Below are 670 nucleotides of genomic sequence, written 5' to 3' on the forward strand. Positions count from 1 at the left end.
ATCAACCGCTGCTTTAGTTGGAGTAATCCTGCAATAGTAAGTTGGCTCATTGATTAAAGAATCTCAGTGTCTTTAGACCTGAGAGTGTCAATAAATATAGACATCTAAAAATATTGTGTCGTACCACTGCACTACACGAGCATTTGGGAAAATAAGGACATTAAAAAACAGAATTTTCCAGCCCGAGGCCAATAGCTTTTAGAAAAATTAGCTAAAATTTACGGCTGGTTAAGATTACTTGTTTTTGATCGTGTAAATCATCAACACTGATTTGATGCGTTATTAACTTTTAAGAGTCAGTGCGGAGAATTTGATAGCGGTAATAAACGTAAATATCAAATAACGCCCCGACAAAGCCACAAGTCAGACCAATTGTCAAGAGACCGTTGAAGGAACTACCACTGCCGAAAGTGGCGAGAAAATACAGAATTTGGATAGAGACATCGGAAATTATCCCTTGTAGCCCAGGGACATAGCCAAAAAGGCATAAAACCACCAATAAACCCCCAATGAAGAAGACAGGGACAAGAAAACTAAAAATGGTGGTGAGGACGAGAGAGCGAAAAAAGTTACTAAAAATAGTCTCTGCATTTAATCTCATAAAATTGTAGTTTTCCGTAGTCAAACGTAGCTATATCCGTCACTACAATGAACCTTAGTAATATCTTTC

General features: G+C 37.6%; 1 protein-coding gene. It reads right to left on the reverse strand.

From position 1 onward, the window contains the following. Positions 1-289 precede the first annotated feature (289 nt). A complete protein-coding gene (locus tag AN490_RS15595) occupies positions 290-601 on the reverse strand; it encodes a hypothetical protein (protein WP_300005147.1) in 312 nt (103 codons plus the stop codon). Between the last annotated feature and the right edge of the window lie 69 nt (positions 602-670).

The sequence above is a fragment of the Anabaena sp. AL09 genome (assembly GCF_001672255.1).
In the GTDB taxonomy this organism is placed as follows: domain Bacteria; phylum Cyanobacteriota; class Cyanobacteriia; order Cyanobacteriales; family Nostocaceae; genus Dolichospermum; species Dolichospermum lemmermannii.